This is a genomic window from uncultured Microbulbifer sp. (assembly GCF_947504145.1).
Lineage (GTDB): Bacteria > Pseudomonadota > Gammaproteobacteria > Pseudomonadales > Cellvibrionaceae > Microbulbifer.
In genome coordinates this window covers 286784-313046 of record NZ_CANNGQ010000001.1, presented here as the reverse complement: position 1 = coordinate 313046, position 26263 = coordinate 286784, and the positions used below count along the sequence as shown (strand labels likewise).

30 protein-coding genes and 1 tRNA gene are annotated in these 26263 nt (G+C 56.5%); 8 read left to right on the top strand and 23 right to left on the bottom strand.

Features of this window, described 5'->3' with window-relative positions:
• Nucleotides 1–23: 23 nt before the first annotated feature.
• A complete protein-coding gene (locus tag Q1A74_RS01435) occupies nucleotides 24–1871 on the bottom strand; it encodes a sodium:proton antiporter (protein WP_299591721.1) in 1848 nt (615 codons plus the stop codon).
• A 157-nt stretch (nucleotides 1872–2028) separates the two neighbouring features.
• Here Q1A74_RS01435 and Q1A74_RS01430 point away from each other — a divergent pair, with 157 nt between their 5' ends.
• Nucleotides 2029–2358 carry a hypothetical protein gene (locus Q1A74_RS01430; RefSeq protein ID WP_299591719.1) on the top strand — a complete coding sequence of 110 codons (330 nt, stop codon included), beginning with the start codon at nucleotides 2029–2031 and terminating at the stop codon, nucleotides 2356–2358.
• Between the two features lie 47 nt (nucleotides 2359–2405).
• On the opposite strand, the gene Q1A74_RS01425 is transcribed toward Q1A74_RS01430, so the two are convergent.
• Entirely contained in the window at nucleotides 2406–3230 is an 825-nt protein-coding gene (locus tag Q1A74_RS01425) for a metallophosphoesterase (protein WP_299591717.1), read from the bottom strand.
• A 143-nt stretch (nucleotides 3231–3373) separates the two neighbouring features.
• Here Q1A74_RS01425 and Q1A74_RS01420 point away from each other — a divergent pair, with 143 nt between their 5' ends.
• Nucleotides 3374–3760, top strand: a complete 387-nt coding sequence (locus Q1A74_RS01420; protein ID WP_299591715.1) for a DUF2750 domain-containing protein — start codon at nucleotides 3374–3376, stop codon at nucleotides 3758–3760.
• A 10-nt stretch (nucleotides 3761–3770) separates the two neighbouring features.
• On the opposite strand, the gene Q1A74_RS01415 is transcribed toward Q1A74_RS01420, so the two are convergent.
• The 19 genes from Q1A74_RS01415 to Q1A74_RS01325 form a co-directional block, all read right to left on the bottom strand.
• Complete coding sequence (locus Q1A74_RS01415; RefSeq protein WP_299591713.1) at nucleotides 3771–4934, bottom strand: GGDEF domain-containing protein; 1164 nt, start codon at nucleotides 4932–4934, stop codon at nucleotides 3771–3773.
• 629 nt (nucleotides 4935–5563) lie between these two features.
• The gene (locus Q1A74_RS01410) at nucleotides 5564–5806 is read right to left on the bottom strand and encodes a hypothetical protein (protein WP_299591711.1); all 243 of its coding nucleotides are present in this window, start codon (nucleotides 5804–5806) and stop codon (nucleotides 5564–5566) included.
• Complete coding sequence (locus Q1A74_RS01405; protein ID WP_299591709.1) at nucleotides 5806–6036, bottom strand: hypothetical protein; 231 nt, start codon at nucleotides 6034–6036, stop codon at nucleotides 5806–5808. The genes Q1A74_RS01410 and Q1A74_RS01405 overlap by 1 nt, the downstream gene beginning before the upstream one ends.
• Nucleotides 6037–6467: 431 nt before the next feature.
• On the bottom strand, nucleotides 6468–7220 hold the full coding sequence (locus Q1A74_RS01400; protein WP_299591707.1) for a hypothetical protein: 753 nt from the start codon (nucleotides 7218–7220) through the stop codon (nucleotides 6468–6470).
• Nucleotides 7221–7236: 16 nt separating this feature from the next.
• A complete protein-coding gene (locus tag Q1A74_RS01395) occupies nucleotides 7237–7398 on the bottom strand; it encodes a hypothetical protein (protein ID WP_299591705.1) in 162 nt (53 codons plus the stop codon).
• A 132-nt stretch (nucleotides 7399–7530) separates the two neighbouring features.
• Nucleotides 7531–9654 carry a phage tail tape measure C-terminal domain-containing protein gene (locus Q1A74_RS01390; protein ID WP_299591703.1) on the bottom strand — a complete coding sequence of 708 codons (2124 nt, stop codon included), beginning with the start codon at nucleotides 9652–9654 and terminating at the stop codon, nucleotides 7531–7533.
• Nucleotides 9651–10082, bottom strand: coding sequence for a hypothetical protein (locus tag Q1A74_RS01385; protein ID WP_299591701.1), 432 nt, complete (start codon nucleotides 10080–10082; stop codon nucleotides 9651–9653). Before Q1A74_RS01385 ends, Q1A74_RS01390 begins: the two co-directional genes overlap by 4 nt.
• Before the next feature lie 31 nt (nucleotides 10083–10113).
• Nucleotides 10114–10329 (bottom strand): hypothetical protein, encoded by a 216-nt coding sequence (locus Q1A74_RS01380; RefSeq protein ID WP_299591699.1) that lies wholly within the window; start codon nucleotides 10327–10329, stop codon nucleotides 10114–10116.
• Entirely contained in the window at nucleotides 10316–11023 is a 708-nt protein-coding gene (locus tag Q1A74_RS01375; protein WP_299591697.1) for a hypothetical protein, read from the bottom strand. Before Q1A74_RS01375 ends, Q1A74_RS01380 begins: the two co-directional genes overlap by 14 nt.
• Nucleotides 11024–11037: 14 nt before the next feature.
• Nucleotides 11038–11670, bottom strand: coding sequence for a hypothetical protein (locus Q1A74_RS01370; RefSeq protein WP_299591695.1), 633 nt, complete (start codon nucleotides 11668–11670; stop codon nucleotides 11038–11040).
• Nucleotides 11657–12001, bottom strand: coding sequence for a hypothetical protein (locus Q1A74_RS01365; RefSeq protein WP_299591692.1), 345 nt, complete (start codon nucleotides 11999–12001; stop codon nucleotides 11657–11659). Before Q1A74_RS01365 ends, Q1A74_RS01370 begins: the two co-directional genes overlap by 14 nt.
• Nucleotides 12001–12237, bottom strand: coding sequence for a hypothetical protein (locus Q1A74_RS01360; RefSeq protein WP_299591690.1), 237 nt, complete (start codon nucleotides 12235–12237; stop codon nucleotides 12001–12003). The genes Q1A74_RS01365 and Q1A74_RS01360 overlap by 1 nt, the downstream gene beginning before the upstream one ends.
• Nucleotides 12234–13055 carry a hypothetical protein gene (locus Q1A74_RS01355; RefSeq protein ID WP_299591688.1) on the bottom strand — a complete coding sequence of 274 codons (822 nt, stop codon included), beginning with the start codon at nucleotides 13053–13055 and terminating at the stop codon, nucleotides 12234–12236. The genes Q1A74_RS01360 and Q1A74_RS01355 overlap by 4 nt, the downstream gene beginning before the upstream one ends.
• Nucleotides 13056–13469: 414 nt before the next feature.
• A complete protein-coding gene (locus Q1A74_RS01350; RefSeq protein ID WP_299591686.1) occupies nucleotides 13470–13679 on the bottom strand; it encodes a hypothetical protein in 210 nt (69 codons plus the stop codon).
• Nucleotides 13680–14116: 437 nt separating this feature from the next.
• Nucleotides 14117–15679 carry a DEAD/DEAH box helicase gene (locus Q1A74_RS01345; protein ID WP_299591683.1) on the bottom strand — a complete coding sequence of 521 codons (1563 nt, stop codon included), beginning with the start codon at nucleotides 15677–15679 and terminating at the stop codon, nucleotides 14117–14119.
• The gene (locus Q1A74_RS01340) at nucleotides 15672–16703 is read right to left on the bottom strand and encodes a hypothetical protein (RefSeq protein WP_299591680.1); all 1032 of its coding nucleotides are present in this window, start codon (nucleotides 16701–16703) and stop codon (nucleotides 15672–15674) included. Before Q1A74_RS01340 ends, Q1A74_RS01345 begins: the two co-directional genes overlap by 8 nt.
• Nucleotides 16700–17137, bottom strand: a complete 438-nt coding sequence (locus Q1A74_RS01335) for a hypothetical protein (protein ID WP_299591676.1) — start codon at nucleotides 17135–17137, stop codon at nucleotides 16700–16702. Before Q1A74_RS01335 ends, Q1A74_RS01340 begins: the two co-directional genes overlap by 4 nt.
• Nucleotides 17138–17265: 128 nt before the next feature.
• On the bottom strand, nucleotides 17266–17736 hold the full coding sequence (locus Q1A74_RS01330; RefSeq protein WP_299591673.1) for a hypothetical protein: 471 nt from the start codon (nucleotides 17734–17736) through the stop codon (nucleotides 17266–17268).
• A 77-nt stretch (nucleotides 17737–17813) separates the two neighbouring features.
• The gene (locus tag Q1A74_RS01325; protein WP_299591670.1) at nucleotides 17814–17969 is read right to left on the bottom strand and encodes a hypothetical protein; all 156 of its coding nucleotides are present in this window, start codon (nucleotides 17967–17969) and stop codon (nucleotides 17814–17816) included.
• Between the two features lie 291 nt (nucleotides 17970–18260).
• Here Q1A74_RS01325 and Q1A74_RS01320 point away from each other — a divergent pair, with 291 nt between their 5' ends.
• Genes Q1A74_RS01320 through Q1A74_RS01315 form a run of 3 tightly spaced genes read left to right on the top strand, consistent with a single transcriptional unit; the run spans nucleotide 18261 to nucleotide 20327 of the window.
• Complete coding sequence (locus tag Q1A74_RS01320; RefSeq protein ID WP_299591667.1) at nucleotides 18261–18896, top strand: hypothetical protein; 636 nt, start codon at nucleotides 18261–18263, stop codon at nucleotides 18894–18896.
• Entirely contained in the window at nucleotides 18862–19092 is a 231-nt protein-coding gene (gene xisR / locus Q1A74_RS18415; RefSeq protein ID WP_367275345.1) for an excisionase family protein, read from the top strand. The genes Q1A74_RS01320 and xisR overlap by 35 nt, the downstream gene beginning before the upstream one ends.
• On the top strand, nucleotides 19005–20327 hold the full coding sequence (locus Q1A74_RS01315; RefSeq protein ID WP_299591664.1) for a site-specific integrase: 1323 nt from the start codon (nucleotides 19005–19007) through the stop codon (nucleotides 20325–20327). Before xisR ends, Q1A74_RS01315 begins: the two co-directional genes overlap by 88 nt.
• A gap of 82 nt (nucleotides 20328–20409) precedes the next feature.
• Here Q1A74_RS01315 and Q1A74_RS01310 read toward each other — a convergent pair.
• Both Q1A74_RS01310 and Q1A74_RS01305 read right to left on the bottom strand, forming a co-directional pair.
• Nucleotides 20410–20497: transfer RNA gene (locus tag Q1A74_RS01310), tRNA-Ser, on the bottom strand.
• Nucleotides 20498–20617: 120 nt separating this feature from the next.
• Nucleotides 20618–21178 (bottom strand): nitroreductase family protein, encoded by a 561-nt coding sequence (locus Q1A74_RS01305; protein ID WP_299591661.1) that lies wholly within the window; start codon nucleotides 21176–21178, stop codon nucleotides 20618–20620.
• Between the two features lie 314 nt (nucleotides 21179–21492).
• Here Q1A74_RS01305 and Q1A74_RS01300 point away from each other — a divergent pair, with 314 nt between their 5' ends.
• The 3 genes from Q1A74_RS01300 (at nucleotide 21493) to Q1A74_RS01290 (ending at nucleotide 26259) form a co-directional block, all read left to right on the top strand.
• Nucleotides 21493–22887: an adenylate/guanylate cyclase domain-containing protein gene (locus Q1A74_RS01300; protein ID WP_299591658.1), complete on the top strand. Its 1395-nt coding sequence runs from the start codon at nucleotides 21493–21495 to the stop codon at nucleotides 22885–22887.
• 65 nt (nucleotides 22888–22952) lie between these two features.
• A complete protein-coding gene (locus Q1A74_RS01295; RefSeq protein ID WP_299591656.1) occupies nucleotides 22953–23474 on the top strand; it encodes an ECF-type sigma factor in 522 nt (173 codons plus the stop codon).
• The gene (locus Q1A74_RS01290; RefSeq protein WP_299591653.1) at nucleotides 23467–26259 is read left to right on the top strand and encodes a serine/threonine-protein kinase; all 2793 of its coding nucleotides are present in this window, start codon (nucleotides 23467–23469) and stop codon (nucleotides 26257–26259) included. Before Q1A74_RS01295 ends, Q1A74_RS01290 begins: the two co-directional genes overlap by 8 nt.
• Nucleotides 26260–26263 lie beyond the last annotated feature (4 nt).

The following is a 26263-nucleotide window of genomic DNA, read 5'->3' as shown; positions in this document are numbered from 1 at the left end:
TGCCTTGTAACCACCCGGATATCTCAGCCAGCTGGGGGGCTACTATCGGAAGCGGACACACTGTTCACGGGTGACTCCTCTGGTGCGACCAGGCTAACCACCTGCCACCCCTCTTTCAGTTCGAACCCATGGGAAACCGTATTGATATGGATCTTCCCTTTCGGATCCACCGCGTAGAGCCGCGTGGCGCGACTGCCGTAGGTTTCTTTGTAATCTTCCAATGTGAACTCTTCGGTTAGCCCGGTGGTGCGAATGGTTGCCCCCTTCGCGACCAGGCTGGCGAGACGGCCATAGGTTGCGTTTTCAGAGAAGAGTTCCAGCTTCTTCGCGTAGTCTTCCGATACCTGATGACTTGCCCTGCCCGCTTGCGCGCCCTCACTCAACCCGAGGACGGTACCATCGCCCAGTACATGCTCGAAGTGGTAGGTCACCAAAGGATTGAGCTGTCGGTAAGGAGAGAGCACCAGCACCTTGCCAGTGGTGGACAGGTCCATGGTCAGGCTGGCGTGCTCTGAAATCGGATTGCCGTAATAGGTGGGAATGTTTTCCATACGCGCCTGGCGGATAGTGTCCCAGTTGGTGTCAGCAATTCGAACGGGCACCTCTTTATTGATCAGGTCTTTCGCCAGCATGCGCGCAAACTTGCCGCCGCCAAAAATCAGAAACCCGTTCGGATAGGGAGCACGTACATCCAGCAGTTTGGCAACGCTTTTGGACGTCAGGCTCTGGATAACGACGGTGCCAATGATGACGAGAAACACCATCGGCACCAGCAGCTCGGATTTAGGAATCCCGAAGGACTCCATTTTCAGGGCAAATAATGCGGAGACGGCGGCGGCCACGATACCGCGCGGCGCAATCCAGCTGAGCATAGTGAGCTCCCGCCAGTTCAGCCCGGATCCAGGGGAGGACAGGAATACAGACAGCGGCCGGGCGATATACATGATCGCCGCCAACACGAGCACCGCACCCCAGCCCAATTGGGCCAGCGTATACAGTTCCAACCGAGCGGCCAACAGAATAAACAGTGCGGAAATCAGCAGTACGCTGAGGGTTTCCTTGAACTCGAGAATGTCATCGACATCCAGGCCTTTCATATTCGCCATCCAGATCCCCATCACGGTCACCGTGAGTAATCCGGATTCGTGTGCCATCAGATCAGAGGCGGCATAGGCGCCGAGCATCAACGTCAGCACCGCGGTATTGCGCAGGTAATGTGGCACCCAGTTTTTGCGCAATAGGGTTCCGAGGAAATAGCCCATCAGGGCGCCAAGGCCAAAACCGATGACGACGACTTTCAGCAATAACACCAGTGAATGTTCAAATGGGTTTTGTGCGGCCACGATGTATTCGTACACCAGTACTGCGAGCAGAGCACCGATAGGATCGATGACGATACCTTCCCAGCGCAGAATGTTCGATATACGGGTGTTCGGGCGCACCGTGCGCAACATGGGCACGATCACCGTGGGCCCGGTAACGGTGACAATAGCACCAAACAACGCGGCCAATTGCATGGGCATGCCGAGTACATAGTAAGCAGCAGGCGTGGCGATCAGCCAGGTCACTAGAGCGCCGATGGTACACAGATTGCGCACCATGGTGCCATGCCCTGCCAGGTCAGACAGCTTGAGGGTAAGCGCACCCTCAAACAGGATGATGGCAACTGCCAGTGACACCAGTGGAAACAGCAGATCACCAAACAGGGCATCAGGGTCCAGCACACCGGTCAGAGGCCCTAGCGTGAGGCCTGCCAATAGCAGGGGCAAGATAGCCGGCAGCTTGAGCCGGAAGGCCAGGTACTGACACGCAATCGAGACAATCCCGACCGCTACGAGCATGGCCATTGGGTTTGCGATAATTTGTTCCATAGTGATGAGTGCCGGCCCGGTTACTGCTGAAATTGAATTGCCTGCCATGCTCCCACAAAATCATGCCAAACGCGGCGTCTATTTCGATGCCGGCACGTGCTTCCGGCAAAAAGAGCGTTTACCCTAAATGCATCTTTCCATTTACAGGGTCTAACAGATGGAGTTTTTAATACTACTGATCTTTGTTGTCGCGATACTCGTCTTGCCATTGAAAATGGCGGCGGCGATGTTGGGAGCACGCAATACAGGAGTATTTTCCTGCCTGTTTGCATTGCTTCTCGCGGTGATAATCCAGCACTTTGTCGGCGGGCTTATCCCCGGGGTCACCGAGGAATGGGGAATTCTGATCACCATTCCGCTCGCGGCCATCGCCTACATGCTGGTGCTGGGCACGGGGTTCTTCAAGGGTATTTTGATTGCGCTGGTGCAAGGATTACTCACTATTGGCCTCACATTGCTATTGGGCGGGGTAATGACAGCCCTGTAACCAACTAGGCTGTCATTTACAGAGCGGGAGTAGATAGGGTTTGTGTTCTATTTCTCTGCCGGTGCACTGACACACACCAGCCCCAGTACGTCACCGGGCTCCCCACGAAAGGTATCGAGGAAATGGCAGTTTCCCACGGTGGTGGGCGACGGCACATAGGAGTGCCCCATATAAACGCCATCGATCCCTGCAACTGAAAACGGGGAGAACCGCTCGGCGGGAATCCTGCTCAGGCGCCCAAGCCCTTCGAGAAATGCCTGCTTGTGTTCCGGTACCGCCCGCTTGCTTTCACCGGGACCAATCAACTCCTGGTACAGGCGAGTAATTAGCCCCCTGCGCCACAACAGAGGCTGCGCAACGGCATGCACAGCGCGATCAATCAGCGATGCACCCCGCTCCCAGCGTTCGTCGATAGTCCGCAGTAATTGCTTGACCTCAAGCCAGCTGCTGTCCGGCACATCCGCATGCACCAGGCCGATGGCGCCTTCAGCAGTGGCAATTTCCATGGCCCAGGGCCACTGGCGCACCTTTTCCGCCAACTGCTGCTGCCTGCTTCGGGGCAGCTCGTAAAACCATTCCCCGCCATTGGCAAAATGCAGGCGAATATCGGCAGGGTCTTCGAACCCCGCGATCATCATGGCTTCGTGATTGCCAAGGACGCTGAAGTACACTTGCTGGTCGATCATATCCACCAGCGCAGCACTGTCAGGACCGCGATCCACAAGATCTCCGACGCAGAACAGCCGGTCCCGCGCCGGGTCAAAATCCACGCCGTCAAGCTGGGTCATCAACTGCTGGTAATAACCGTGTACATCTCCGACAACAAAATCGCGTCCCTCAGTATTCTGACCAATGGTCCAATAAACTGACATAGGTATCCGTACTTCCAATTCCCGTATACTGTGAACACTAGCATGCAGAACCCGGACCAAACCGGAGCCTGCAATGGCCGCACTGACCGCGGCCAAATCAAACGCTCCCGTGCACGGGACATGTATGAACATGAGGGCAAGCCATGAACGCCGAAGAACTACAGGCCATTATTGATCTGGATTGCGAAGCCCGCTACGAATACTTTCTGGATGTTACCGGGGAAGAGCGGGAGATCTGGATTCTGATCAATAGCGATGAGCATTTCCTGAAACTACATTCGGAGGATCAGGGCGGCTTCGAGTACCTCCCCGTCTGGCCCACCACCGAGTTCGCCGAAGCCTATGCGGCCAACGATAGCGACCTGCAGCCCAAAAATATTCCCCTGCCTCAGTTCCTGAACCGCTGGTTGCCAGGGCTAAAAAAAGACGGAATTGAAATCGGGGTATTCCCCGGCTCGGATAAAAGTATCTGGATCACCGAAGCCACAGATCTGGAGCAGGACCTGCGTGAAGAGCTGAACCGGTTCTGATTACCGGGGCTTAACCTGGGACAGACTCTTCCGCTTCTGTCCCAGCCAGCTGGCCAGACCTTCGGCAATAAAAAAAGTACTGATTGCGGCCGTGGTTTTTTGCCATGTAGAGAGCGGTATCGGCATTTTCAATAAGGCTTTCAGGATTGGCCGGGTAATCCCCTTCCACGGTGGTACCGCCAATACTGGCGGTAATCAATAGCAGATCGTCTGGCCTACCCTCGTGAGGAAGGGCGCTCTCGCGAATCGCGCTCTGCAGCCGCTCCACAACCACAGCCAGCTGTGTTTTATCCGTATTCGGCAGCAACAGCGCAAACTCTTCACCACCATAGCGCGCCAGCAATTCCCCACTGCGCTGAATACAGCCAGCAATGGCATCACTGACCAGTCGCAGACAATGATCACCGGAGACGTGCCCATAGTGGTCGTTATAGGCCTTGAAGTGATCGATATCCAGCAGTAGCAACGACATCGGGTGGTCGTGGCGCGCCGCCCGATCCAGCTCTTTTTGCAACGTTTCGTCGAAGTGGCGCCGATTCGCGAGCCCGGTCAGGCCGTCTTTTTCCGAAAGCTCCCGCAAGCGGAGATTGAGCTCTATCGACTGCACAATGGATCGGTAAACCGGTGCCGAAGCCAGCAGAATCACTACACCATATACAAACAATGCGGCGGCGAGGATTTGCATGCGCTCACTGCCATCCAACAGCAGCAACACGGTACCCGGCACCACAACCGGAACAAAGAACGACAACAGGGTCTTGGGGTGTGCTGCGTAACCCACGACCGCGCATGCGCTCAGCCCCATCACCCACAGGCACACAACGGACAAAAGAAACGGGTCGCCAGCCGGGACAAACGCAAACCAGGCCACCCCGTAGAGACTTCCCTGCAGTGCCGCCATGGCGGCAAAGTAAAACCCCCAGCGTTCGCACTGCGCGATTTCTTTCTCGTGTCGACGGTAATGAAAGTACAGAGGAACCCTGGCGACAGACACCAGGATCAAGACGGCCAACCACACCAGCAGCAGTACAGAAGAAGCGACATCCCAGAAATTAGCGACCAGCAATGTACCTGCGATCGGGTGGCTTACAGCAAGCGTCCAGGTATGCTTGTAAACACTGGCTATTTTTTGTGCTCTAACCTGTTGCTGGAGGCTGGGGTTTTGCGCGGTCATTTTGATTGTTTTTCTGGAGCTAGGCGCGAATTGTCTTGATCTTGTGGCGATAGATCAAGTTCTGGAGGGACATTCGCTGTTACCGCAAGGCATAAAAAAAGCCCCGGGCTTTCGCCAGGGGCTTTTTAGATATGGCGGTGAGGGAGGGATTCGAACCCAAGTTACAGCCCGTTTGTAGCCGTATACGACTGTGAAAACATCAGTTTACGTCAACAAACCCTTGTAGTCCCGTGTACAACCCTGCCCCATTTGCCCCAATTTTGCCCCAAGTGAGGGAGGGGTCGATGGGCCGCAGGCCTTATCTGGCGTGAAAATTGGGGCAAACACGAGGGCAGGCCTATGCGGATTCTATTGCGGAGAGCGGGAAGGTTTACCGGTGAGTGGTAGCGCCGGCCCACTCCCCCAAAATAATGCCACTTACTGTCAGACGGTGGGCCGGCAGTGCCCGCTTGCCCAGGGCAGGCAGACAGGGATAGTTTGGCGTCAAATTAAACCGCAGGCAAGCAATGGGGGTGCCGCACCCCGAACCGAAACCGCCTGGCGCGGCCACTGGCGCAGCGCACGGTTCCGATCCCGGTCGGATGCCCTCACAGGGGACTGGTGGGGTGCGGCAGGGGCAGTATAACTGCCTATGCTGGCTCGGTTTGGGCCATCTCCTCATGGGGCTTCAGCGCTCCCAGTTCTCTGCCCCATGCCTCCAGATCGATGTGCTGCGCAATAACGGTGTTCAGGTTCTGATCCACGCAGTAGTAATCGCCCAAGTCGCTGTGCCACTGTGAGCTTTCGGCGCATTTGCATACCTCCTCCAGCTTATCCTCTAGGCGACGGTTGATCCGGCGCAATAGTGCCCGCTCTGAAACTTGAACCTTCATCATCTGGTTCCCCAATTGATCGTCAATTCCATGGCCGCGGGCTGTGCAGCGGACTCGGGCACGGGGATAGATATGGTTTTCCCCAGCGACTTCACTTGTACATGCTGTGGCTCCCGGTTGCGGCGGATTTCAATCTGCTGGCCTCGCTCACGGGGTTTCATTGCCTTGGGTCGGCAATGCCGCTGCAGCGCCTTTCGGCGGTTCCGTTCAATATCTCGTTTGATGGTCATGCCCCACTCCTTCGGGTTGTTATTGGAACCTAGAAGTTACCGGGGAAATGGGCAGGTGGGAATATGGGCAGATGGGCACGCGTTGATAGGCGTGCCAGTTTCTCACGGTAGAAACTGGCAATCCGACACAAACTGACAATCAGCGAGTGGAAGGCCCCTCGCTCGCATAGCGCGGCCTGTTCAGTGTATCAGTGCCGGTATTTATCCAGCTCCCGCCGCAGTCGCGCATTCTCGTAACGCAGGCGATTCAATTCCCGGCTCTTTTCCGCGTCGGAACCGCTCGACCTATTTTGGTGGGGCGGTGCCTTCCCTTCACGAACGCTTTTCGGTGGACGGCTCCGTCTGCCCATGCGGCCTCCCTGACTGGCTGTGGTGGGGTTTCGGGGTAGGATAGCGCAATGGTACTGGATGGGCACCACCTGGCCATTGAATCAAACCCGCCGCGTGTCCAGTGCCCCCCCATCGATTACCTGAATATCCGGACGCGCCACCGTCAGCCCTTTCCCGTGCACTTCCGGTGCCCCAATAAAAATCACCCGCTCTGCGCTCCCCAGTGCCGTGGGATCGAATATCGACCATTTCCGCTTGCCACCACCCCAGCGCCGTAGAAAGCCGTATGGGGTGCCCTGTGCGCGTTCGAGCAGTGCCTTCCGAAACCGTCCCACGTCCGCCGGGTCTTGCACCTGAACCCAACAGTGCCACCCAGCCGGCCCGGCTGGTTTGCCATCGAACAGAATGCGGCCGCTGGTGGATGGGGAAACCACCTTGCCCGCAGCGCTGAACCCGGGAATCAATCGACCCATGGCCGCAAGCCATTCACCTGCGGTGGTGTACTGCAGGTGGGCAGGCATATTCGCTGGGCGGTCGTAGTCGAAGAGAACCCAACTGCTTTGCGTGAAATTGTCCTTTGTGCGGGTCAGGCCGTCAGGGGCGGTGGCCAGTTTCTTTTGTGACACCAGCCGAAACGATGGCCGGTCAGCATAGCCGCCGATCAGGATGGCATTGGGATCGGTGCCGGCATCGCGCAAGACCGCCCCGAAGGCCGCCGGGGTGGGTACCTCCAGGGTGGCGGCCTTGCCGTCCGCGAGTGGCAGTGGTGGGTGTTTTTCGAGGGTGCCGCAGGGCTTGCGGCTTACTCGCTTATTGAGCGCATAGCGCGAACAGACCAGGGTGATGCGTAGCATGGCGTATCTCGATACTTCATTTGCCATCCTTGGGTTTTTGCCAGCGCTTTTCCGCGCGCCTGGCGTTGGCTTCGTATTCGGGGCGAATCCACAATGCGACTTTCTTCAAACCGTGCTTTCCCTGCCGCTCCCGGTACCGGCGCGCACGTTCGGCGCCTGTCTTGTCTTTCGGTTCCATTCCGCTCCCATAAAAAAGCCCGTGCTAGTGTGGGCTATTGCTTCCTGACGACTTGGGTGCAGTATACATCGTTACGCGTAACGATTGGTCTTTGATCACATTTGTTTGTGTCCACCGGGGCGAGCGTAGTCGCTAACCACGGCCGCGTGTCACACCATAGGTGGTTTCCAATGCGCGGCTTACCCGGCCACCGCCGGAAAGAATGTCACGGGCAATCTGGTTGACCGTGATTTCGATATTGCCCGCTTCATCGGAGGTGGCGGTCGCTACGGTACCGGGCGCGTTGTTGTTCACCGTGACATGCACGTCAGCCTTCACACCTAGGTCGCCATCACTGCCGCGGCGTAGGGGTAGGATCGCCTCGGGGCCGGCCTCGCCAGCAATACCCATGCGGTTGCCCGCCAGGCCAAACATAGTCGGGCCGGAAATCACTCCACCATGGGCGAACGGCAGTATCTGGCCGTGATTGAATGCGTTGCCGTGGGCTGATCCGGTGATACCAAAGAAGCTCCCCAGGCTGGAACCTTTGATCAATTGCAACGCTTGAAATTGAATCACCATTTTGGCGATATCCTGAATCACGCTGTTGGCAAAATCTTTAAAGGCAAACTTTCCGCTGGTGGCAAATTCAATCAGCGAATCTGCAAAACTCGACACGCTGGACTGCAGCACACCGCCAACCGCGTGGGCCAGTGACTCGCTTGCCTGTGCGCCATCGGCCGCGGTCTTATCCATCTGAACGCGGAGTTTCTCCATTGTCTGCGTGGCTTCTTCCTGTGTGATCAGACCCGCGGCCACTGACTCGTTGAGTGTGTTTTGCGCCTCATTCCAGCGCTGCAAATTGGCGACCAGGGGATCAACTTCCGCCTTTAGCGAAGCCAGTCGGGATTTCAGCGCTTCGAAACGGGCAGCCGCTTCGGCGTTCTGTGCATTTTGCCGTTTAATGTCCTCCTCAACTTCGCGCGCCACATCGAGGAAATCCTTCCATTCCTTGGACGCCTCAAACAGTCGGTCTTTCAGTGTGCCCAGCCATTGATTGTACTCATCACGGGTAATCTTGCCCTCGGCAAGCAACTTGTTTAGGAGTTCAGCGCTATCATTGAATTCCTGCATAGAGCGATATGCAGGGTCTAAAGACCGCTTTAGCGATTCGAACTTCGAATCAAGTTCTTCGAGTTCCTGTGTCGTGGTTGGTGGCGGTGCCAACGCGTCAATCGCGGCTTTTACCTGGTCTGCGTATTCCTTCATTGCGCCGCTAAGGCGGGCAACTTTCTTGGCTACGGTATCGGCGGCGGTATTGCCCGTCAGAATCATCTCACTCATGTACCGCGACTGTTCCGAATACTTTTCATTGATTTCTGTTAAGCGTTTTTTCAGGTTGTCCCAACGAACCGCATCCCCACCTTGCGCAACGGCAGACATCAGAGTCCCGACCGTCTCCAAACCGGCCGCCATCATGTTCATCAGCTGCATGGCGCCATTCCAGATGCGCCGCATCGGCCCCTCTACCCATGCGGCAAAATCGAGGAAAGCGCCTCCAACAGTGGTTTTGAATTTTTTCTTTATGTCAGCCCAGATATCGTTCAACCGCTCCGCCGTGGCCGTCTGTTCAGTGTTGAACGCCCCCATTTTTTTATTGGTTTCATCCACCGTTTGTTGAAGCACCTCGGCGCCTTCACCAAATACGCGGACGAGTTCAGAATTTCGGGTACCAAAGGCTGCTGACGCGATTGCAAGTTTATCGGTCTCATCCTTCGCGCCGGAAATGGCGTTGGCCAATGCACCAAGCGCCTCAGATTGGTTTTTTGCGTTAACAATATTTTTCAACGCTAATGGGTTAATTCGGCCCAAAGAGGACGCTAGCGAACCTGTGCCCGCCCTTGCTTCACCCACGCGCACAGCGAACCCACGCAGCGCAGTATTAAGTTGTTCGGTACTGATTCCAGCGCGTTCGCTGATATGTTCTAGCGCCTGTAATTCTTGAACGGAAATGCCGACCGTTCGCGCCATCTTGGCGAGCTGGTCGGTGGCGTCGAGAAAACTTTTAATTGTGGAGGTGCTAAGTGCTAACCCGGTGAAGGCACTAGCTGCACGGGCAAAATTCGCAAAACTGCGTTGTGCGCGCGCCATTCGCTGATCAAGTTGCCGCACATTGCGCTGCAGGCGTTCTGTAGCGGTGGCGCTTTGACGCATCGACTGGTTGAAGCTGGCAGTCTTCGCCGTCAGGGCGACCTGTAGTAATCCGAAAGCGCTCATTTTTTGGGTCTCCTCACGGGAACGCCACGGGACTTGCGATCTTCCCTTTCGGCTACCTGGTTGATGGCGTCGAGCATTTCCTGTTCCATTTCTCTGAGAACACCAGGAGCGTGCCGGTTGAACGAATCCCGAAACCAGGGGTTGAAAGGTGTTCCCGGTCGGTTGGTTTTCATTTCCAGCGTGTTGTAGTAATAGCGCCAACGAACGCCGACGATGCGAATGCGTTTCCCGCGGAGGCGACGAGTTCCAAGGTCTTTGACTAAGTTGCGCGAAACCCTCGGGGCATCTTTCCGCATTAACCGGCTTAATTTTGTTGCTGACCTGGCTACGGCCCGACCATAGATTTGGTTGCTTGCCTGGCGTGTGAAATTCTGCAACATCTCATCGATGTAACCGAGATTCGATTCAACTTTTAACTGGTCGGACACCGCCACCTCCTTTGCTCAAGAGCTGATCGAATTATTTGGGCGGGTCACCGGTGCGGGTGGTTTGTGCACGGCGGCGATCCACATATTCGGAAATCGCCCGCCAGGTTTGCACGTTCACAGGCTCCTGGCGGTTCAGAATGGTCTGTTCGCCTGCAATTTCGACCGCCCACGCAACACCCTGTTTATCGTGCAGGATGCGCCAGTTTGAGCCGGCGACGATTTCCTGAATTTCATCAAACGCGGTCACGGTCGAAATTCTCAAACGATTCATTGAATTCTGACGGCAGCGGCTGGGGTTGCCAGGTCAATAGGCGGTACAGGGCTTGCCCGCTACTGTCGCCCCGGTCCGGCGGTGTGAATGTGTGTAGGGTCGCCTCCGCGGTCACCGGGTGATCGAATCGAATGGTCTGCGCCACATTGGCCCGCCCCAATGGCAACAATTGGGTGCCCTCGATCTGCCGGCCCAGGTTTCCGAAGTGGGCGAGCAATACGCCGGTCTGCACTACTTCGCCCATATCCTGCGCTACCTGTTTCGCGGCAAAGGCCACCGCGCCGTCACCGACAAACGATTGCGTCAGTAGCACCGACAGGCGCACCGCACGATTGAAGTTTTCCGAGTCGTCGCTGTGCGCTTGCTGCAGTATTTCGTGGTCCTCGGGGGCCAGCGGCTGGCACATCGTCAGCAGTGTCCAGGGTTGCCACAAAATTCGGCTGGCAATCTTGACGGCATGTTCTTCGGCGTGATGCAGGATTTCACCAATGGGGCCGGCGGCGGTGCAGGCGGTATCGATTTCGGGGTCACCGGTTGGCTGGTAGGCACACAGGCCGCCGCGGTCGTCCAACAGGATATGCAGCACGTCGCCCTTGATGGGGGCCAGCGCGGTCCGCACCAGGCCGTGGCAGAGTTCGTGCACGAGTAGCGCTACGGTTTGTTTGTTCATGGTGGGTGCCCTCATTAGCGGCCAACAAATATCGAGCGGCCTTGTTGTAGTTTTTGAAAGTCGATGCGCTCGCCGGCAACACTTTGGCGAATCGCGCAGTACCGGGCGTGCGCCTTGCGGTTGAGCCGGTCCAATGTATCCAGCGGTAAAATTTTTTCGGCCGGTACCAGATCATGGTCGGCCAGCGTATAGACCGATTTGCAGAACCGACGCCAACCCACATATCCGAGCGCTTTTTGAAGTTCCACGACCGCCAAGCCAGCGATCAGCGCATCTTCCAGAGAACAGTTCGCCGCCTCGAAGATTTGAACATCGCCATCGGATAGCTCACCGACAGCAACCAGAGATTCAATCGACTTTTCCCGAATAGCGAAACCAACCGCATCCGGCTTGCGCGCGATGGCAGGCGCCAGCGCACCGGCGCCGCGGCAAAAGTTGTCCAGGTTGTCGGGCAGACCGGTCAAATACTCAGCACCGAGCGCACCACCCATTTCGCGCAAGCCGTCCATATCAACGGCAAGGTACGTGCTTGCTTTTTCGAATGCTTGCTGGCGGTCGAAGCCCAGGCGACCAGCGCAACGGGCCAGAAATGCCAGGTCCGCGACCGCGTGCTGAACTTCGTGCTGGATAACGTCATTTTTGGTCATCGTGGCACCCCCAGGATTTACAGAATTCAGGCGGGGTGCCGCGCACCACCTTTGAACGGTGGTTCAGGCTTTTCGCGCAATAGTTGGAAATGTTTTTTCGATGGCGGGCGAGTTGCAGCAGGGCGATTTGTGGCAAAACAACACTGTCATGGGTGACCGTTTCCAGTTGTCTCATAACTGGCCGAATGGCGTCATCGATGGCCTTGCGTGTATCGGCGCGCTCGTCTTTGATGACGATTGCCACCGCATCTAAAACACCTTTGCGCGCGTCGGCAATCGCCTTTTTGGTCCACTCGTGCCAGGGGCGGCCGGGGTTGTCGGTGTCTTTCATCATGCACCCCGCGCATTTTGGGCTTTGAAGGTTTCGATATGCTGTGTGGCCTCGCGGAAACTGCGGGATTTGAAAGTTTCCCAATCCTCGCCCGATGCGCGTTCAACGATGAGTTCCGTCACCAGTTCGTTTTCGTAAAACCATTCGTGACGCTGGGCGGAGGCCGATTTGATATTGGGATTATTCGTCGTGAAATCTTCAAGGCGCCATCGCGCCTTGCGAATCAGTACGCTCATTTGAGGTTCCCCGCCAGTTTCGCCAAATCCGATTCGGCTTTACGCAACGCCGTTTGCTGTTTCGCTGCCTGTTTGATCCTGGTGCGCTTGCTGGCGGATGCCCGATCCAGTTCACGCAACAGGTCGCACTGGCGGGCAATCACGGACGCGTGACGATTTGGTGAGTGCAGTGGTTCCCACGGATCAAGACTGGCAACCGAAAAATCGTCCATTTGGAAAAAATCGACTTTTCCCACCCAGTTCGGGGGCAGTAGGTCGTCGATTTCCCAGCCTTCTTTCTCAATCGCGTTAAGTAGTGCCCCCATTTTGTAAACACGAGACAAGGCCGCGCCAAAAAGACGTCGGTTGGCTTCCTGTGCGCGTTCATGGCGGCTGGTGGCGGTTTCGAGTTCTGACAGCAGTTCATCGCGCAGCTCGATCAATTCTCGCTGCACTTCGGCCAGGTCGACCGCTTCCAGTGCATCGCCGCCGGCTGATTTGAGAGCTTGAACCGTTTCGTAAAGGGACCGGCATTCGGTCACCAGCGGGTGGTCGCATACGTCCGAATCGATATCGAGGCTGCCGGAAAGGGCTTTCACGGCATTGATCGCCGCGAGTGTTTTCCGTTGAAGCGCTTCGATGAGCGTTTGGGCGTGTTTGGGGAAGGTCGCGCAATAGAGCGCTGCTTGGAAGGCGGCCTGGCTGTCTGCATCCTTGCGGGCGAAATCCGCGATGCGTTCGGCGCAGAGCCGGCGGTAATCTTCGAGGGGCTTGGAAACTGCGCGCCGATGTATTTCCACGCGACAGTCGCCAAGTTGAGCCGAATCCATGGCTAACATTTTGGTTCCTCCTGGCCGGCGATCAAACGTTGATCCCGACTTGGCTGGTTGTTTGTACAACTGTACACCCAGACAGGCTGGATGCAAACCCAGTGACGACTCCCCGAAAAGCCGTCCTCCGCGCACCGCCAACACACCGCCGCTAACCCAACGCCACCAGGTCGCGTTCTGCGCCATCCTCGCGTAAAGTAGGTCGCACCCAGGCTAACCCCTTAGTGGCTACATTACCCGCGCGCACGCGCGCGCGTGGGGGGCTTAAACGGCCCGCAAAAAAGTGAGATAGCACACCCAAACGACTTTAGCGACCGGTCGCAACGGCTCGACGATTCTTTCTCATTCCCCCCCCACCCCGCACAGGCAGCCCCCAGGGACGGTTTGCCTGTGTTGGCAATACGCCTGATTGGGTCGGGACGATCAATCACTGGTGGGCGTTGTGGTGGGTCTGGTGGGGGTTCTGTGCTGGTGGTATGTGGCACGTTCGCTACCCAAATCCGACCCCGGGGTCGGATTTGGGGAATCTATGTGCTGCAAGGTATCGAGAAGCATCACGTCGCTGAGTTGCTGATCGATGAGTTTGAGGATTTTCTTGGCCGGTTTGTCGAGCGGCAGCGTAGAGATTTCCATGGGTAATTCCCTCCCTGGAATGGTGATGAAAAACAGCAGAAAAACAGTGAAAAACTGGGATGATTTAAATGCCAGCACAGAGCAGCCGAAAATTGCCCTTGGAAGCCCAATCAGCCCATCTGGGGGCGGGGTGGGGGGCAAGATACAGGTAGGGCCCCTTCGATGGGGCTTCGAAGCCCCTTCCAATGGTTGATTCCTGTACGCATTGATCACTTCCTGTCCGCACACTTTTCGATCAGGTTGGTGGACACTAACCCTGAACCCCTCTCCAAATCTAGCTCGTTTTATTTGGCGACAAGGGGCTTCGAAGGGGCTTCGAAGGGGCATCATTTCGCGGGCATCAGATTCAACATGGCGTGTATTGTCACAACCGCTCGATGAGGAAGCGACCGCCAAAAGGGGTTTGGGTTTGGCGCGTTTTTGTAATTTTCTCGGCGTCACTTTTGGCCACTCTTTTTGGCAATAATTAGGAGCCTTTTATGCTGCCCTGCGCACCATCGGGCGACCTCCTGAGTGGGTTCAATTGCAGGCTGGGTTTTCCATGGCCAAGTGAGGCCGTTAAGCTGGTGACCGGTCAATTTGTTGGCCTCAGCAAACCTCTCAAACCGCTTGCGACACAGGTGGTAGGCATACCCCGATCTGTGGTCGTTCAGGCGGCACCAGCCCATCACCTGCAAGTAGTGGCGCTTCAGCTCCTGCAGGGTTTCACCCGTAGCGGCTGGTGCAGCCTCCTCGCCGTACACCCCCAGCCGGCCATCCACAATCACCACACCGGATTCCGGTTTGGGCCTATCAAGCCCACAGGCGGGGCACACAAAGACTTCCCGGCTCATTACATGGCTGCACTCCGCATTCGCGCACACAACGCCTGCAGGGGACTCTGAGCGGCTGCTACTGTTTGCGGGCTTATCACCCCCATCGAGGTCAGGCACCACGAAATCCACCGGCAGGCCGTGCTGGACCACATTGCCGGCATGGTCCAGCACAATGCAGTCGTCTTTCCCATCGGCGCGGCGAATACCCCTACCCAACTGCTGGATATGCAACGACAAAGACTTGGTAGGCCGCGCCAGAATCAAACAGGAAGCCGTGGGCACATCGAACCCGATTGCCAGCACCCCCACGGATGACAACACCCGAATCTGGCCTTTCCGGAAGGCCGCTATCAGAATCTCCCGCTCCTCCACCGGGGTACGGTCTTCGATGTGAGCGGCCTCGATATCAGCCGCTAGAAACTGGTCGACGATCTCGCGGCTGTGGGCCTTGTTCACCGCAAAGCAAAGCGTCTGCCGGCCTTCTGCGCGCTGTTGCCAGGTGCCCACAATGTCACCCACAAGGGTCTTCTGCCGCATGGCCAAACCCAGCTCGTTAACCTTGTAATCGCGCCCGTTCACGGTGTTGCCCACCGGGACAGCCGAAAGCATCTCCTGCAGTGCCGCAGCGCCAGGGCAGTAGGCCAGGGCCGGCACCAGAAACCCCTGCTCCGTCAGCCACTCAACAGAAGGCCCACGCACCAGACTGGAAAAGTATTTGCCCATGCCCTGGCGCATCGGCGTTGCCGACAGCCCGATGAAGGGCAGCGCATTCCAGAGGCGCATCAGCTCAATGTGCCCCTCGTGCAGAATGTGCGCCTCATCGATCACCACAAAATCGATCCAGTCGATACGCCGGTGCATCTCACGGCGGCTGAACGTCTGGATGCTGGCCACAACAAGGTCATCGTGCGGGCTGTAAGCCGTGTTTTCGCCCTGCAACACCCCCACCCGCAAGCCAATACTCTCAAAGTGTCGGCACGCCTGCCGTACCAGCTCCTGCAGGTGCACGATGAATAACAATTTTTTGCCGCGTTGTGCTGCGCGTAGAGCAAGCTCACCGGCAACCACGGTCTTACCGCCACCGGTGGCCAGCGCCAGCACCTGCCGCTTGTGCCCGTTCCGAAGCCCTTCACGCAGCTCACCAATTAAATCCTGTTGAAACGGGTGCAATGTAATTTCAGCCATGAATTTTCCCTCCCTCGAAAACCCTGGTGCAGAACTGATCTGCATCACCCAGCAACTGGATCACGTCCCGAATGTTTCGGTTCGCGCAGTTCGCGTGCTTGCAGTGAAATCCCGGCCAAGAACCGTCAGACTCAAAGATCACCACGTCAGAACCATTTTCAGGCGACGGGGTGGAGTGGGATTCACTCCAGGGGCAGCGTACAAAGTGCATGTTTTCCGGACCGGCGGTGACATACATTCCCCGCGACTGAAACCAGCTCACCACATCGAGACTCGCGTAATCTCCCGCGCCCATTAGTGGCTTGCGCTCCTGCGAGCTGAATGTGGGTTTGGTGGTTGTCTGCTGCTCTTTGCGGGCAAGCAGCTCGACCACACTGTTTACCCGCTTTGCGGGTACTTGTGGCCAACTGGATGGGATGCTGATCTGACTTTGCCGGTGGGGCCGCTCCGCTGTCGGTGTACCCTTGCGCTTGATCGAGCCGTACAACGTACCGATGCGGCCAGGATTGCGAACGGCAATATCAAAGTTCACCAGCTCATCGGAGTACCGCTCCGCCAGCCCGCGATAAAGGGTCGAAAGTTTTTTCGCAGCAATGGGAGTAGCCAACAGCGTGCAGCGGTACACCAGGTGATAACCATTCCCGCTCATGGCGATTGCAGGAATGGGCCAGCCACACAAAGTCAGGTATTTCTTTACCGACAGTGCGCGATCCAAGGATGCGGCCAGTTCGGCATCCGTTGAGGCGGTTCCCGGCTTGCGTACCGGGTCGAAGTCAAACAGCAGTCGTGAATACCGGTCTACATCCGCATTCTTCAGCGGGCCTTGTGGCGCCCGGGGAATGTGCTGCTGTGAAATAAACAGATTGCCTTGCCGGCATCGTTGCTGTGCGGCGCGGTATAGACTTTCAGGGTCGTCGTGCCAGGTGGACTGCCATCGACCGCCCAATTGGTGGCGCAGCTCAATGATAGGATTGTCCCGAAAGCACCAGTGCAGGTATTCCAGTGTGGTGGCGACGCGGATCATTGTGCGACCTCCTCGGCACCCAAAAACGGATAACTTTGCAGGAACTCATCGACCAGCGGACTACTGGGCAAGCTCTTGATGTGCTGCCGGGCCTCTTTTATCCGCTTGTCTTTGTACGGAATCGGGTTGTCGGGGCCTTGCTTCCATCGGTACTGACCTTCACAAGATGCCAACACCCAAACGATGTGCGCATTGGGGTCCCAGCGAATTAGCCTTACCACCTCAAGGTCGCCAAGGATCGCAAATACGTCATGCACCGGGATTTTTGTGTGGGCTGCCATCGATTCAGGCAGGATGCAGTACAGCCCGGTTGGATGGCTTTCGGGGGCGCTCTCAAGATACCAGTAGAGGACAAGGTGCCTGTAACCCCTTTCCGTTAGCCGGTAATAGTCGTTGTTCCATCGATTGGGATGGAATGAATGATACTTGCGCACAGTGTGCTCTCCCTGTCATGGGCAAGCCGGTGCGATCTTCATATACTACGATCACCGGTTCTTACGCTTGCCCGCGTAGCTCCAAAAATCGGTCATGCCCCAGCCGCGCCCACGACTGGGGCATTTTTTTAAAACGGAATGTCATCGTTCGGATTGGTTTGGGAAAGCTGCCCAGGCTGTTGTGGTGCCTGTTGCGGCGCTGGCTGTTGCGGTCGTTGTGACTGCATCGGAGGTTGCGCCTGTTGGGCTGGCGGGTTGGTCTGGTATTCCGTATTGGGAGTAGCCACGACCGGCTCCATGTGAATACCTTGCACCGGTTGCCCGCGGTAAGTGGTTGGTCTTGCGCTGATCTCTACCTGCCGATTTACCCAGTGGTCAGTGTCATGGCCAAACGCGCCCGCCAATCGCTGACCGTTGGTCTGATTTATCGTCACGCGAATACTCTCGCCCGTATCAAGCCGGCGGAAAGTACCAACCGGCTTCAGCTGCTGATCCCGCCCCACTGGTTCCATTTCTACCTGCAGAACACTGACCCGCACCGGGACCGGAAAATCTGCAGCCTTTGCGAAACTGCTTTTAAATGCTTGTGAAATATCCATTTCAAAACTCCATTTTTTAGGCAAAAGAATCCCGTCAGCAAAAAGCCGATAATTTTTTGACGGGCTGGAAAATTCGGTTACTTGTTGGCGGCTTTACGTCGAGCCTTTTCCGAGTCCAGCTGCAGCCTGGCCCGGACTTCAGCGCTAACGCTACGGTAGTTGTCAGCGGCCGCCTTTCGAAGCTCCCTGGCCTGCACTGGGTGCAGTCGAACCTGAACTGCTGTGCTGCTCATTGGCTTACCTCCTGCTTTGTTGCCGCATCTCCATACCCCAACTGATGACGAATCTCGGCAGCAATAGAACGGCCGGTCCGTTCTGCTTGCCGCTTAAGACGCCGCTTATCGTCCGCCGTCAGGTATACGGATACCGCGATCAATGGTGGTGCTTTCTTGCGCCTTCCCATGGCTCCCTCCCAGTAATGTTGACGTAAACACGTTTATTTTTGGCTTTTACGTCAGTGTTTGACAAAACATACAACGCATGGCAGATTTGCGTCAACAGTTTCTAATGAAGTATTTCTAGTGATGAAAAAAATGCAGCCAGAAAGCAAGACAGCCTCTGACCTTCGGGTGTATTGGCTCGACTACCTGCTGATGCTTGCGGAGCCTCAGAGCCTGCAAACTGAGGACAGCGCTGCCGGTGTTGCCGCCACAATCCGTAACAGGAAGCTGTTACGGCTCACGGACAAGTTGGCGAAAGCTCTACCTGAACAGGTTTCGGAGGCAAACATGCACGGGGAGCTGCGCAAGCTGTCCCGGGCACTGGCAGAAATCATTCTCGGGCAGCGGGATACCCTCGAAGAGTGTCTGCCCGGCTCTGTCTTCGACCGGCTTTCGTCAGCAGATTTCGTAACCGGTGATACAGGCCTGGGGGCGGCTATGCTGACAAATTGGCTAGGGGATCACCCCCTCAGAAAAGTGGTGGAATTTAGTGATGAGCAACTGGTGGAGGTTGATCGCGGCGATCCGATTTGGACGCAGTTCTATCGCCCGGCAATGGATTTTCTGAAAGCCCCATTCAATTGCTCTGAATGTGCCTGGTGCGGCGCCGTTATGAGGACTGGCATTCGCCGGCGCGTCACCTGCTCTACAACCTGCCGGCAACGGCTTTACGAAGAGAAAAACCATGGAAAGGACGAAATCAAGAAAACAGGAAGTTAGAACCGCATCAGTGGGGGTGGTGCCGGCACGATGGGTGCGCGGCAAGTTGTTGCCCGCAATTTTTGGGTTCACAGAGGATGCCGTTGAGTACTACAGGCTCAAGGGTGCATGGATGGAAGGGAAGCACTTCAAAAAAGACCCAGCCAACCGGCTGGTATACAACATCGAGGAAATTTCGAAGTGGCTAGAAAGCTAGAGGGCAAGCTCCCCACGGGGGTGGAGTTTCATGGCGCATCACTGCGCATTTGGTTCATGTACAAGGGGCGCCGCTGCAAGGAGACGATCACCAATGTAGTGACGCCAGGCAACATCAAACACTGCGCATCTTTGCGGGACGTGATTGTTGCTGAAATCAAGCAGGGAACATTCAATTACCGGAAGCATTTCCCCGACAGCCCAAGGGTGCTGGATGCCTGCGGAAACACCGGCAGCAATTTGAATGTAACGCTGGCAGAAAAACTTGATGAGCATTTGGCCGACGCCAAGATGCGCAAGGCCCGCAAAACCTGGCAGGCGGACGGGAGCCGCTATCAGCATCTGCTGGACTACTTCACGGAGTCCTGTCGTGTGCGGGATATCAGCAAGCGGGATGCCGACAAGTTCATTGCGCATCTACTCGCCGGCGGGGTGTCTCCCAAAACTGTCAGCAACATCACGCCGATTCTACGCTGGGTGCTGAGAACGGCATTCGAGGATGGTGTACTGGCGGAGAATGTGGCCGACCGCATTACCGATCCAGGTGCCAACGAAACCGATAACCCAGCAAGACGCCGAAAGAACCCCTTCACGCTGAAGGAGCTATCCCTACTGGAACGGCTCCGCCCCAGCGACCCAGATGTGGATTTCTTCCTGTTCAATTGCTGGACTGGTCTTAGCGTATCCGAAGCCATGGCCCTTGGCTGGAATGATCTGGAAAACGCAGGGAAGACAGGCAAGCTCCGAATCCGTCGCGCGCTGGTGGACCTCGAATATCGCGTCCCGAAGGAAACACACCGCAACCGCACCATTGAGCTGAACCAAAAAGCTGCCGATCTGCTGAAAGCGCAAATGGAGCGCACCCGACTACTGCCACCAATCGATGTGCAGGTGACCCAGCGCAACAATGTGCAACGCATGTGGGAGCCAGTCCAGTTCATTTGGCGGGTCAACCGCAGCGGAGGCCCCTGGGGCAAAACGTCGATACAGCGCGCAATCAAACGACTCTGCCTGAAGGCTGGTGTCGACCCAAGATCAGCGAATCAGTGCCGCCACACGTTCGCCAGTCAAATGTTGACCATGCGTGTCCCACAGGAAGTCATCGCCCGGCAAATGGGGCACAGGGATACAGAGATGCTGAAGAAGCATTACGGGGAATGGATTGAAGCGGATGAAACGGGGAATGCTTCGGAAATGAACCGGGCGATTGCGGCCCGGCTGGGGCAAAACAGCTAATGCAATGATTCGCGGTTTTGCCCCATTTTTGCCCCATTCTGGGACAAATTTCCGAAAATGCCTTTAAAATCAAAGGCTTAGATGGCGGTGAGGGAGGGATTCGAACCCTCGATACGTTGCCGTATACACACTTTCCAGGCGTGCTCCTTCAGCCACTCGGACACCTCACCAAATTGTCTTGCTAATCAGTGACATACGTCCCGATCAGCGAGCGCGAACTTTACAGAAAGGCGACGACCGGTGCAAGTGTATTTCAGAATTTTCCCGCCAGCCGCGCCAGTTTGGGGCGCCTATTCCCCAGTCCAGTCCGCGAAGAAGTCTTCCACTGCCAATTCTGGGGCGGGGCGCGGGGGCTTCTGGGGGCTTCCCATATAAATGAAGCCACTGACCTCTTCGTTTTCCGCCAGGCCCAACGCTTCAGCGACAGACTGGTTCTCAGCGAGCGCCCCGGTGCGCCAGTAGGCACCGACGCCCTGGGCAAAGGCGGCAGTAATCATGGCCTGTACGGCACCGGCGGTGGACATGCGCTGCTCGTTATGGGGCACCTTCGGGTGCTCCTGCAGACGCGTGATGGCAACGACAATCAAAGGGGCCCGCAGTGGCATGGCGAGTGTGCGCTCACGCTGGGCTTCGCTCAGGGGCTCGCCGGCCTCGCTGGCCCGGAGGTAGATCTCCCCCATGCGCTTGCGCGCTTCCCCTTCAACCACCAGGAAACGCCACGGGCGCAGGTTGCCGTGGTCGGCGGCACGCAATGCGGCGCGAAAAATGGCATCCCGTTGCTGACTATCTGGGGCGGGTTCGGTCAAGCCGCCTACGGACACCCGGTTGTGCAGTGCGTCTAACGCATCCATGTATTTCCTCCCAATTCTGCCAGTACATATTAACGCCCCAAATGGGGAGGGGGATTCTACCGTAAAACCGAGAGGCGCCATTGTGGTACGGGCGTACACACTAGGACTACATCCTCATTAGCCGTCGCATTCAGCGCAACATGAGGGTAAACTTTGCGCCTGTCAGTGATCCATGCCTCGTTATAACCAAAAACCTTGAGGCTCTGTTGTACATCTGCCATCCGGCAAAGTAACCGTACACCAGTAATTGACGGGGACGAGAAAAAAACAAAATGCTCCCGGATCAATACCGTTACCGATAAGACCCAGCTTTCATGCAGAACCAGTCAGAAGAAACCAGCAGCCGCCCGCAAGATTCCAGGTACCCGCTCTATTTCCGCGCCCTGATCTGTTTTGCCGCTTCCGGCACGCTCCTGAACAGCATCAGCTGGTCGGCGCTTTCCTCTAAAGACACCCTGCTGCAGCTTGCCATGGCTGCGCTTCTGCTGGGTTACATACCAATTGCCTATCAGATTGCGCGCCGCAGTATTCCTGAAAATACCCAACAGGTCCGCCGCTGGCTCTCATTCACCGACGCACTGCTGATCGGTATGGCGATGGCCCTGTCGAATTTCAGCCTGCTGCCCAGTTTGCTATTCCTCACCATGGTGCAATTCAACGCCCTGACTCAGGGTGGCGGGCGCTGCTGGTTTGAACACAATACCGCGATGCTGCTCGGAGTGGGGGTTGGCTACCTGGTGCACCGCCCTGCCCTGGTGGTCAATGCGGACCTCAATATCAGTGCCGCAAGCCTGATCGGCGTTTTCACCTATTTCTGCTGCTACGCCTTCTATACCCACAAGCAGATATCCACGCTGAAGGAAAATAATCAACAGCTGCAGAAAGAGCAGCGCATCGCCAACCTGGCCAGCTACAAGCTCTCCCGCTATTTGCCAAAACGCCTGTGGCGAGCAGTGACCACCGGTAGGGAAAAAGAGATTGTCACCGAGCGCAAACTGCTCACGGTGTTCTTCTCCGACATCAAAGATTTCAGCCAGCTGACGGAAGAAATGGAAGCGGAAACGCTGACCCGCCTGCTGAATAATTACCTGACCGAGATGTCCCGCATCGTCGCGCACTACGGCGGAACCATCGACAAATTCATCGGCGACGCAGTGATGGTGGTGTTCGGGGACGATCAGAGCAAAGGCCCCAAATCCGATGCCCTGCGCTGTGTGGCTATGGCGCTGGCAATGCGCAAACGGGTGCGCGAGATGATGCAGGAGTGGTACGACCAGGGCATCTCCCATCCATTGCAGATCCGTATGGGTATCAATACCGGTTACTGTACCGTCGGTGTATTCGGCACCGCCGACCACCAGACCTACACCGTGATGGGCACCCACGTGAATCTGGCGGCCCGCCTGGAAAGCGCGGCAGAACCCGGCGAAGTGCTGATCAGTCACGAGACCTGGGCAATGATCAAACAGACGGTCATGTGCCGTGACAAAGGCCACGTGACGGTGAAAGGCTTCAGCACACCGGTAAAGGTCTACTCGGTCACCGACCTGCGCAAAAACCTGGGCGGACAACAGAGCTACCTGGAAGAGCACGCCCCCGGTTTTGCTATGCACCTGGACCTGGAAAAAGTGCGCAATTACGACAAGGAAAAGGTCCTCCAGGCACTGCAGAAGGCACAGGCCCGCCTGAAGAGCAAGGTTATTATCTAGTTCCGGAAGATCGTCGGCAGATCGTCTTACTCTGGTAACCGCGGACTTTATTCTCTTCCTTCTCTATGACCGATACTCATGCAATACCCGAGCTGACCGAGCAGCTGTACCGCGAGCTGCGCCAGTGCGCGCGCCGCATCCTGGCTGGCCAATACGGCAACCTGACTCTCCAGACTACAGACATAGTCCACGAAGCCTGCATCCGCCTGATTGAATCCCCCACCCAATACCAGTCCAAAGCCCACGTGTACCGCTGTGCCGCCAAGGCCATGCGCCACCTGCTGATCGATCATGCGAGATCCAAATCCGCGCAAAAGCGCAATGGAAAGCATCTACGCACAATCTGGGGGGATGATCTGCTTGGAGATATCGACATCAATTTGGGCCTGCTCACCATCGACAAAACACTGACCGAAATGGCATCGATCAGCGAGCGCCTGGAAAGCATCGCCGAACTCCACTACCTGGCCGGCTTTACCCAGGCTAAGATCGCCGAACTCTTATCCCTGAGCGTGGCAACGGTAGAGCGGGAACTGAAGTTTGCGCGGACCTTTTTGACAGACCGGCTGCAACACAGTCATGCGTGATGCCAGTGAACTGATCAGCATCAAGCAACTGTTTGATGCCTGTGAACCACTCAGCCAGGCAGAGCGGGAAACCGCTCTCGCCGAATGCGCCCTCGACAAGCCACTCATCGACGAGGTGCGGCGCCTGCTCACCATTTCCGATAACGAAAACCCAGAGCAGCAGCACACCAACATTATCGGCCAGCAACTGCAGGGCCTCACCCAGAACCTGAGCCAGGACCAGCGGCTCGGTATCTATCGGGTGGAACGGGAAATCGGCCGCGGCGGTATGGGCATTGTTTTTCTGGCCCACCGGGACGATGGCAGCTATCAACAGCAGGTGGCGGTCAAAATCGCCCCCAGCTTTGCCAGCGAAGCAGAGCTGAAACACTTCCACCGCGAGCGACAGGTTCTCGCGCAGTTGCAACATCCCAATATTGCCATGTTGCTCGACGGCGGCGCCACGCCGGAACAGCGCCCTTACCTGGTAATGGAGTACATTCAGGGTGCTGCAATTACCGACTACTGCGACCAGCAGCAGCTGGGCTTACAGAGGCGCCTAACCCTGTTTCTGGCGGTCTGCGACGCGGTGAGTTTTGCCCACAACCACCTGGTCATCCACCGGGATATAAAACCGGAAAATGTCCTGGTGACTCCCGCCGGGCAGGTAAAGCTGCTGGACTTTGGTGTCAGTAAAATTCTGCACAGCGAGCAAAAGTCCCACCATACCACCCGGCTCTCCGGGCTCACGCCCGCCTACGCCAGCCCGGAACAGCTCGCCGGCAAGGCAACCTCGACCGCCACCGATGTCTATGGCCTCGGCACCCTGCTCTACGAGCTGCTGTCGGGCAGCTCCCCGCATCCCGGGGGCGACCGATCCACCGAGCAACTCATTCGAGCCATTTGCGAAGACGAGCCCGCCCCTGTCAGCAAGGCGGCCGCCCGGAGCGGCTTTCGAACCAAGGCCAATGCACTCAAGGGGGACATCGACAATATCGTCGCCAAATCCCTGCGCAAGGAGCCTCAGAACCGCTACGCCAGCGTCAGTGAGTTACAACGGGATATCGAGCGCTACCTGACTGGAGAACCGGTACAGGCCACCGCAGCGGGATTCCTGTATCGCAGCGGTAAACTCGTTCGTCGCTACCCCGTTGCGTCCCTGCTCACACTGACAGTGCTACTGACGATTACCGGCGGGCTGGCTGCCACTGCGTACCTGGCCAACAAGCTGGCACTGGAAAGGGACAACCTGCTCACTGCCAAAGCTGAAACCGAGCGGCAGGCGCATACCGCGCAGCGCGTAACGCAAATGCTGACGGATATGTTTGATGCCGCCTCTCCCGCCAGGGCGCAGGGACACACTGTGAATGTTGAGCAGCTGCTGAATAGCGCCGTCCAGAAAACCCGGACATCCCTGAACGAGGACCCTGCCGTCAAGTCACAGCTTATCGAGACACTTGCGCTGGTGAAATTCAATACAGGGAAATACCGGGATGCGGTGGAGCTCCAAAAGGAAGCGCTGGCACTGATACCAGATCCTGCATTTACGGAAGCAGCACCTGAGCAGCGTCAGAAAATCGCATATACGCAAGCCGAATCTTTGATCCGGCTCGGTCATTTCCTGAGCATTTTAGGCGAATTCGAAAACGCGGCCAGCGCCCTCTCTCACGCAAGCCGAGTGTTACATCAGTTTCCGAACCAACACCTTGCCGCCCTGGCTCTTTATAGAGAGGGAGAGCTTGAGTCCAAAGCGGGCAACCCAGACCGCGCTATCCACTTGTTAACGGAAGCTCAAAACACTTGGGAGCGGCTGCCTGACAAAGGAGGGAAACTCGGAATCGGCACTCGTCACAGCCTGTCTGGCGTATATTTTAACAAGGCCGAATTTAAGCAAGCAGCTCGCCTGGCGGAAACCGTATTATCAGATCGAATCGCGCTACTTGGGGAGTCACACCCGGAGACACTGAATAGTTACAGGCAACTCGCCAGATGCTATATGCGCACAGGTCGCTCGAATGAAGCACTCGAACAGTTAGAGCACGCCTACGAGGTCGGAAAACAGATATTCACCCCTGGCAACGAACTGTTCAGGAATATCGCAAGCCAGTACGCGCGCCTCGTGCGCCGCTTTGGTCACCACCAGTTCGCGATCGAGCTACTGAGCGAACTCATTCAGGGCGAAGCGCAATCACCAGAATCTACCGCACAGCTGCTCAACCATCGAGGGTTTACATACTTTGAAATGGGGTTGTACGCAGAGTCTCGAGAAGATTTGGAAAAAGCCAATGCAATCTTCGAGAAAATATACCCGGACGACTCTGAAGCAACCTATCTGCCTCGAGCGAACTTGGGGGAAGCGATGGCTGCTACAGGTGACCTTGAAGAAGGCATACGCATGATCAACGTTGTCATTGAGGAAAATATCGCTCAATTCGGCGAAAACGACTACGGTGTAGCCGCATGGAACCTGAAACTCGCCCGCATCGCACTGCAAGAGAAAGAACTGGAAAAAGCCCGCAGGTTAACCGATAAATCCCGGACCATTTACCTAAACACGTTTCCCCGTCACGCTCCCATCGTGCTTGAAACTGACCAGGCTGATGTAAACATTTCCATCGCTCAGGGCGACTTGCAGCGTGCGATTTCGCAATGTAAAACTCTCATTGAAAGCCTGAGAAAAACATTTCCCGAAGACGCACCAGTAATCGCCAAATACCAAACCCTACTGACTGAGCTGCGCGAACAAAACAAAAATTCCAGCCCGGGTTCGGTCGTAAACGCTGCGGTATTGCAGACCTCAACCTGAGCCC